Genomic DNA, 6763 nt, shown 5'->3' on the forward strand with positions numbered 1-6763 from the left:
TGACACTTTGTGTCATATAGGCTTTTTCGTGTCATTTGCACTCACCCAAAGGACACAGACATGGCCAAGACATTAGCACTACCTAAAGAACAACTGGTCAAGCAAGCGCTGACCCAGATGCAAAAAAGCCTGGCGGATAATACGTGGACTGACCGGCAAAAGCTGGCGCTGACCTGCCGCATCCTGTTTGAAAGCGGACATGACTCCGGTCTGGCCGGGCAGATCACGGCGCGCGGCCCACAACCCGGCACCTATTACACGCAGCAACTGGGCCTGGGCTTCGATGAAATCACCGCGAGCAATCTGCTGCTGGTCAACGAAGACCTGGAAGTGCTCGAAGGTCACGGCATGGCCAACCCGGCCAACCGTTTCCACAGCTGGGTCTACCGCGCCCGGCCGGACGTGAACTGCATCATCCACACCCACCCGACGCACATCGCCGCGCTGTCGATGCTCGAAGTGCCGCTGCAGATTTCCCACATGGACCTGTGCCCGCTGTACGACGACTGCGCATTTCTCGAAGGCTGGCCGGGCGTGCCGGTGGGCAACGAAGAAGGCGAACTGATTGCCGGAGCTCTGGGCGACAAACGCGCAATTGTGCTTTCACACCACGGTCAGTTGTCGACCGGCGGCACGATCGAAGAAGCCTGTGTCATCGCCCAACTGATCGAGCGCGCGGCCAAGCTGCAACTGCTGGCGATGGCGGCCGGCACGATCAAGCCGATCATCCCGGCGCTGGGGCGCGAGGCCCATGACTGGGTGTCGAAACCCAAGCGTCACGCTGCCGCCTTCAACTACTACGCCCGACAGAATCTGCGCCAACACGCCGATTGCCTGAACTGATTTGAGTTTTTCAAGGAGACACCGCATGTCCAACATTCACGGCATCATCGGCTACACTATTACCCCGTTCGGCACCCACGGCGAAGGGCTGGATCTGCCGGCACTCGGCCAATCGATCGATCGCCTGATCGACAGCGGCGTCCACGCCATCGCCCCGCTGGGCAGCACCGGCGAAGGCGCTTACCTGAGCGACGCCGAGTGGGATCAAGTGGCTGAGTTCAGCATCAAACACGTGGCCAAACGGGTGCCGACCATCGTCAGCGTGTCCGACCTGACCACCGCCAAAGCAGTGCGCCGCGCACGTTTCGCCGAAGCTCATGGCGCCGATGTGGTGATGGTGTTGCCGGCCTCGTACTGGAAGCTCAGCGAAGCGGAAATCCTTGCTCACTACCGCGCCATCGGCGACAGCATCGGCGTGCCGATCATGCTCTACAACAACCCGGCCACCAGCGGCACCGACATGTCGGTGGAGCTGATTCTGCGCATCGTCAACGGCGTGGAAAACGTAACCATGGTCAAGGAGAGCACCGGCGATATTCAACGCATGCACAAGCTGCAATTGCTCGGTGAAGGCCAGGTGCCGTTCTACAACGGCTGCAATCCGCTGGCACTGGAGGCGTTTGCCGCTGGGGCCAAGGGTTGGTGCACGGCGGCACCGAACCTGATTGCGCAACTGAACCTGGACCTGTACGCCGCCGCGCTGGCCGGTGACCTGGACCGGGCACGCGAACTGTTCTACCGCCAGTTGCCGTTGCTGGACTTCATCCTCAAGGGCGGCTTGCCGGCGACGATCAAGGCTGGGTTGCGCGAAACGGGGCTGGAGGTCGGGGATCCACGGTTGCCGGTGTTCCCGTTGAGTGAGGTTGGGCAAGGTCAGTTGCAAGCGATCCTCAAGACCCTGCGCTGATCTCAGGCAAAACAAAAACCTGTAGGAGCTGTCGAGTGAAACGAGGCTGCGATCTTTTGATCCTGATCTTTACAATCAAGGATCAAAAGATCGCAGCGTGCCGCAGCGCCTACAGAGCGATGAGCTGGACTCAGAGTACCGGCAACGTCTTGTCCTTGATCACCTTGCTCGGCCCGTTGGCCTTGACGCTGGCGATGCCTTTGGCGCACGCGGCGTCGTTGGAGTACGACTCGCTGCTGCCGATGATCTGGTGGTTGGCAGCCTTGAGGTTGAAGTAAGGATGGCCATCCTTTGTGGTTTTCTTCTCGTAGCGTTCATCCAGCGGGCTGTTGGTCTGCACCGAAGCAATGCCGTTGTCGACTGCCGCGCGGGTGGTGTAGAGCTCGCTGGTGAGAATGGTTTCGGCGTTGGCGGCCTTGAGCACAAACCTGAACTGGCCGTTGCTGCTTTTGCTCACTTCGTACCATCCGGACATGCTCGATTCTCCTTGGCGGTTGAGAGGTTTCGCGCTTCAGAGTAAAGACCAGCTCCAGAACTCTGTCGCCTGTACCGGCCTCTTCGCGAGCAAGCCCGCTCCCATATGAGTGTTCACACGTTTTGTGTTCACTGGAGATCTACTGTGGGAGCGAGCCTGTTCGCGAAGGCGTCACCCCGGTGTTGGCTATCTCACCCCCGCCCGCACCACCGACAATTCAGGCACACTCACCCGCCGCTGACTCAGATACCGCGTGCAGCTCACCCGCAAAAACGACGCAAAATTCACCACCTCCCCGCGATAGTCCATCACCTCTTCATACAGCTTGGCGATCAGTTGATTGGTGGTCATGCCATCGACTTCGGCGATTTCACTGAGGATGTCCCAGAACTGGTTTTCCAGGCGCAGGGTCGTCACCACCCCGCAGATGCGCAACGAGCGCGAGCGGGATTCGTAGAGAATCGGGTCGGCCTTGACGTAGAGCTCGCACATGGGCGAATCCTCGTTACAGAGTGATTTTAGTGCCGAGCAAGCCGAGGAAACCGGCCAGCCAGTTGGGGTGCGCCGGCCATGCCGGAGCAGTCGCCAGATTGCCTTGAACGTGGCCGTCGGTCACCGGGATATCGATGAACGTGCCACCGGCCAGTCGCACTTCCGGCGCACAGGCCGGATAGGCGCTGCACTCGCGACCTTCCAGAACACCGGCCGCTGCCAGCAATTGCGCGCCGTGGCAGACCGCCGCAATCGGCTTGCCGGCCTTGTCGAACGCGCGCACCAGTTCGAGGACTTTTTCGTTCAGGCGCAGGTATTCCGGCGCACGACCGCCGGGGATCAGCAGCGCGTCGTAGTCCGCTTCGGCAACCTTGGCAAAATCGAAGTTGAGGGCGAACAGATGCCCCGGTTTCTCGCTGTAGGTCTGGTCGCCTTCGAAGTCATGAATGGCGGTGCGCACGGTCTTGCCGGCGGCCTTGTCCGGGCACACGGCGTGCACGGTGTGACCGACCATTTGCAGGGCCTGGAACGGCACCATCACTTCGTAGTCTTCGACGTAGTCGCCGACCAGCATCAGGATTTTTTTCGCGGCCATGGGGCGGTCTCCTCTGGGAAAGGGCTTGCAGGAGTACTCAAGGTAGACCCATTCAGAGCCGGCAGGTAATAACCGACTACTACGTACACCAAACCTCTGTGGCGAGGGCGCTTGCTCCCGCTCGACTGCGCAGCAGGCGCAAAACCTGTTTGCACAGTTTTCCTGAAAAAAGCGGGGGCTGCTTCGCAGCCCAGCGGGAGCAAGCTCCCTCGCCACAGAGGATCCAACTGTATGGATAACTCTGTGCCTGGCTGTACCAGCCCGAGCGCCGCGGTTTATGGCTTGATGAAGGCAATCCCCTGCCACCTTCTATTCTGGTTCTCATCATGTCTTCGCGCGAAAACACCGGCATGGCCCTCGGCCTGCTCGGGGTTGTGATTTTCAGCCTGACCCTGCCCTTCACCCGCATCGTCGTGCAGGAACTGCATCCGCTGCTCAACGGCCTGGGCCGCGCGTTGTTCGCGGCGATTCCGGCGGCGCTGCTGCTGTTATGGCGCCGGGAAAAGTGGCCGACCTGGCAGCAGATCAAAGGCCTGAGCCTGGTGATCGCCGGGGTGATTCTCGGGTTTCCGGTGCTGTCAGCATGGGCCATGCAGACCTTGCCGGCGTCCCACGGTGCGCTGGTCAATGGTTTGCAGCCGCTGTGCGTGGCGCTGTATGCCGCATGGTTATCCCACGAGCGTCCGTCGAAAGCCTTCTGGGCCTGCGCCGCGCTGGGCAGTGCGCTGGTGCTCGGTTATGCGTTGTACACCGGTGCCGGCAGCATTCAGGCCGGGGACTTGTTGATGCTTGGGGCGATTGCCGTGGGCGGCCTCGGGTATGCCGAGGGTGGCCGGCTGGCGAAAGAGATGGGCGGCTGGCAGGTGATCTGCTGGGCGCTGGTGCTGTCGACGCCGCTGCTGATCGGGCCGGTGCTGTACCTGGCGCTGCAGCATCAGGGCGCGGTGTCGGCCAAGACCTGGTGGGCCTTCGGCTACGTGGCACTGTTCTCGCAGTTTCTCGGCTTCTTCGCCTGGTACGCCGGGCTGGCGATGGGCGGGATTGCGCGGGTCAGTCAGATCCAGTTGCTGCAGATCTTCTTCACCATCGCCTTTTCGGCGTTGTTCTTTGGCGAACATGTCGAGCCGATCACCTGGGTGTTTGCCTGCGGGGTCATCGCGACAGTGATGCTCGGGCGCAAGACCGCCGTGCGCCCCGCTCAACCGGCCACTGCATGACCACCGCCCCTCGAATGGCGAGCGCATAACCCTGTAGGAGCTGCGATCTTTTGATGTTGCCTTTAAAGATCAAAAGATCGCAGCGTGCCGCAGCTCCTACAGGGTTTCGTGTCGGATCAGTATCAGGGTGTCAGGCGAGAAAGCCGTCAGCGCGCAACAGGGTTTCGAGGCAGTGCTCGCTGATGTTGTAGAACGCCTTCAACTCCGCAATCTTCACCAGCAGCTGAGCCGGGTCCACCGGCTCGGCGCGCTTCACCGCCAGAATCATTTTGTTCTTGTTGGTGTGTTCCAGCGAGATGAACTCGAACACCTTAGTCTCGTAACCACACGCCTCAAGGAACAGCGCCCGCAGGCTGTCGGTGACCATCTCGGCCTGTTGGCCCAGGTGCAGACCGTATTGCAGCATCGGCTTGAGCAGCGCCGGGCTCTGGATCTGCAGGCGGATCTGCTTGTGGCAGCACGGCGAGCACATGATGATCGACGCGCCCGAGCGGATGCCGGTGTGGATCGCGTAGTCAGTGGCAATGTCGCACGCGTGCAGGGCGATCATCACGTCCAGTTCGCTCGGCGCCACACTGCGCACGTCACCGCACTTGAACACCAGCCCCGGGTGCTCCAGTTTCGCGGCGGCGGCGTTGCACAGGTTGACCATGTCTTCGCGCAGCTCGACGCCAGTGACTTCGCCTTCGGCCTTGAGCGTATTGCGCAGGTAATCGTGGATGGCAAACGTCAGGTAACCCTTGCCCGAACCGAAATCCGCTACGCGCACCGGTTTGTCCAGCGCCAGCGGTGATGAGGTCAGCGCATGGCTGAAGACTTCGATGAACTTGTTGATCTGCTTCCACTTGCGCGACATCGCCGGAATCAGCTCGTGCTGAGCATTGGTCACGCCCAGGTCCTTGAGGAACGGTCGGCTCAATTCCAGAAAACGGTTTTTCTCGCGGTTGTGCTCGGCGGACGGCGCTTCACGCAATTGCTGAGGTTTGCTCTTGAACAGCGAGCTTTTGCCCTTTTTGCTGTATTCGAGCTGGGCTTCGTCGGTCACGGTCAGCAAATGCGCATTTTTGAACGCCGCCGGCAACAGCTCGGCAATCACCGCCACGCCTTCGCTCAGCGGCAGGTTCTTGGTGATGTCGCGGGTCTTGTAGCGATAGACGAAGGACAGGTTGGGCTGGGCCTTGACCGTCACTGCTTTGATGATGATCCGCTGCAGATCCGCCTCTTCGCCCACGTACTTGGCCAGCACCAGTTTGATGAAGCCATTCTGGTCGAGACTGGTTTGCAGCAGCTCGATGAACTGGGCGTGGTGGTCTGGCGTGGGTTTGGTGGAAGGGGCGGTAACGGACATGGACAAGCGGCCTCGGGCAGGCGAAATCGGGAATGGCCGGTATTTTAGGGGGGATGGGGGTTGGGGACACGCTCTTATTTACCCAACGGCACAAGAACCCGATGCACCGGGTGTTCTGTGGCGAGGGAGCTTGCTCCCGCTCGGCTGCGCAACAGTCGTTAAAACAGGCGATTACTTGATCCAGGCCGACCGCGTTTACCGGTTTCAGTGCCGCTTCGCGCCCCAGCGGGAGCAAGCTCCCTCGCCACGGGGGATGACTGCGACCGGAGGATCAACCCAACACAATCAACCGATTGGGCAATTCATTGCGCACCTGCGTCACCGGCACATGCACTTTGAGCAACTCTCCGCAGGCCTCGATGCAGGTCACGAACCCGTCCAGCGTGCGCCCCTGCCGCACCTGCTCGGTAAACGCCGCGACAATCGAATCCCAGCTCTTGTTGTCCAGCCGTCGGGAAATCCCCTCGTCCACCAGAATCTCCACGTAGCGCTCGGCCTCGCAGACAAAGATCAGCATTCCGGTGCCACCGACGGTGTGGTGCAGGTTCTGTTCGAGAAACTGCCGCCGTGCCAGGTTCGAGGCGCGCCAGTGGCGCACGCGGCGCGGGATCAGGTGGGTGGTGATTTTTGGCAGGCGAAACAGCAGGCACAGGACGATAAACAGCCCCCATTGCACCAGCAACAGACTGCGCATGGTCAACCAGCCGGTCAGGTAGTGGACGATGCCGGGCACCAGCAGCGCCAGCAGGCTGGCCCACAATAACGGGATGTACGCGTAGTCATCGGCGCGGGCCGCCAGTACGGTCACCAGTTCGGCGTCGGTGTCGCGCTCGACCCGGGCGATCGCCTCGGCGACTTTGCGTTGTTCGTGTTCGGTCAGTAATGC

Annotated in this window: 8 protein-coding genes; 3 read left to right on the forward strand and 5 right to left on the reverse strand. The window is 60.9% G+C overall.

The window, feature by feature from the left end; translation table 11 throughout:
- The first annotated feature begins 60 nt into the window (after nucleotides 1-60).
- Both J5M57_RS07330 and J5M57_RS07335 read left to right on the forward strand, forming a co-directional pair.
- Nucleotides 61-843: an aldolase gene (locus J5M57_RS07330; RefSeq protein ID WP_169841100.1), complete on the forward strand. Its 783-nt coding sequence runs from the start codon at nucleotides 61-63 to the stop codon at nucleotides 841-843.
- 25 nt (nucleotides 844-868) lie between these two features.
- The gene (locus J5M57_RS07335; RefSeq protein WP_083366771.1) at nucleotides 869-1750 is read left to right on the forward strand and encodes a dihydrodipicolinate synthase family protein; all 882 of its coding nucleotides are present in this window, start codon (nucleotides 869-871) and stop codon (nucleotides 1748-1750) included.
- Between the two features lie 130 nt (nucleotides 1751-1880).
- Here the strand turns inward: J5M57_RS07335 and J5M57_RS07340 are convergent, their stop codons facing one another.
- The 3 genes from J5M57_RS07340 to J5M57_RS07350 all read right to left on the reverse strand — a co-directional run bounded on the left by J5M57_RS07340 (nucleotide 1881) and on the right by J5M57_RS07350 (nucleotide 3312).
- Nucleotides 1881-2225 (reverse strand): YegP family protein, encoded by a 345-nt coding sequence (locus J5M57_RS07340; RefSeq protein ID WP_169841101.1) that lies wholly within the window; start codon nucleotides 2223-2225, stop codon nucleotides 1881-1883.
- Between the two features lie 186 nt (nucleotides 2226-2411).
- Nucleotides 2412-2717, reverse strand: a complete 306-nt coding sequence (locus J5M57_RS07345) for a ribbon-helix-helix domain-containing protein (RefSeq protein ID WP_207848302.1) — start codon at nucleotides 2715-2717, stop codon at nucleotides 2412-2414.
- A 13-nt stretch (nucleotides 2718-2730) separates the two neighbouring features.
- Nucleotides 2731-3312 (reverse strand): DJ-1/PfpI family protein, encoded by a 582-nt coding sequence (locus tag J5M57_RS07350; protein ID WP_095138502.1) that lies wholly within the window; start codon nucleotides 3310-3312, stop codon nucleotides 2731-2733.
- Between the two features lie 326 nt (nucleotides 3313-3638).
- On the opposite strand from J5M57_RS07350, the gene J5M57_RS07355 reads away from it, so the two are divergent.
- On the forward strand, nucleotides 3639-4529 hold the full coding sequence (locus tag J5M57_RS07355; RefSeq protein ID WP_064586385.1) for a DMT family transporter: 891 nt from the start codon (nucleotides 3639-3641) through the stop codon (nucleotides 4527-4529).
- 130 nt (nucleotides 4530-4659) lie between these two features.
- On the opposite strand, the gene J5M57_RS07360 is transcribed toward J5M57_RS07355, so the two are convergent.
- Together J5M57_RS07360 and J5M57_RS07365 are read right to left on the reverse strand one after the other, a co-directional pair.
- Nucleotides 4660-5877, reverse strand: a complete 1218-nt coding sequence (locus J5M57_RS07360) for an SAM-dependent methyltransferase (RefSeq protein ID WP_169841103.1) — start codon at nucleotides 5875-5877, stop codon at nucleotides 4660-4662.
- Nucleotides 5878-6148: 271 nt separating this feature from the next.
- On the reverse strand, nucleotides 6149-6763 hold a 615-nt coding region (locus tag J5M57_RS07365), incomplete at its 5' end, for a TPM domain-containing protein (protein ID WP_207871958.1).

The organism is Pseudomonas sp. 86_A, assembly GCF_017491705.1.
Taxonomy (GTDB): domain Bacteria; phylum Pseudomonadota; class Gammaproteobacteria; order Pseudomonadales; family Pseudomonadaceae; genus Aquipseudomonas; species Aquipseudomonas koreensis.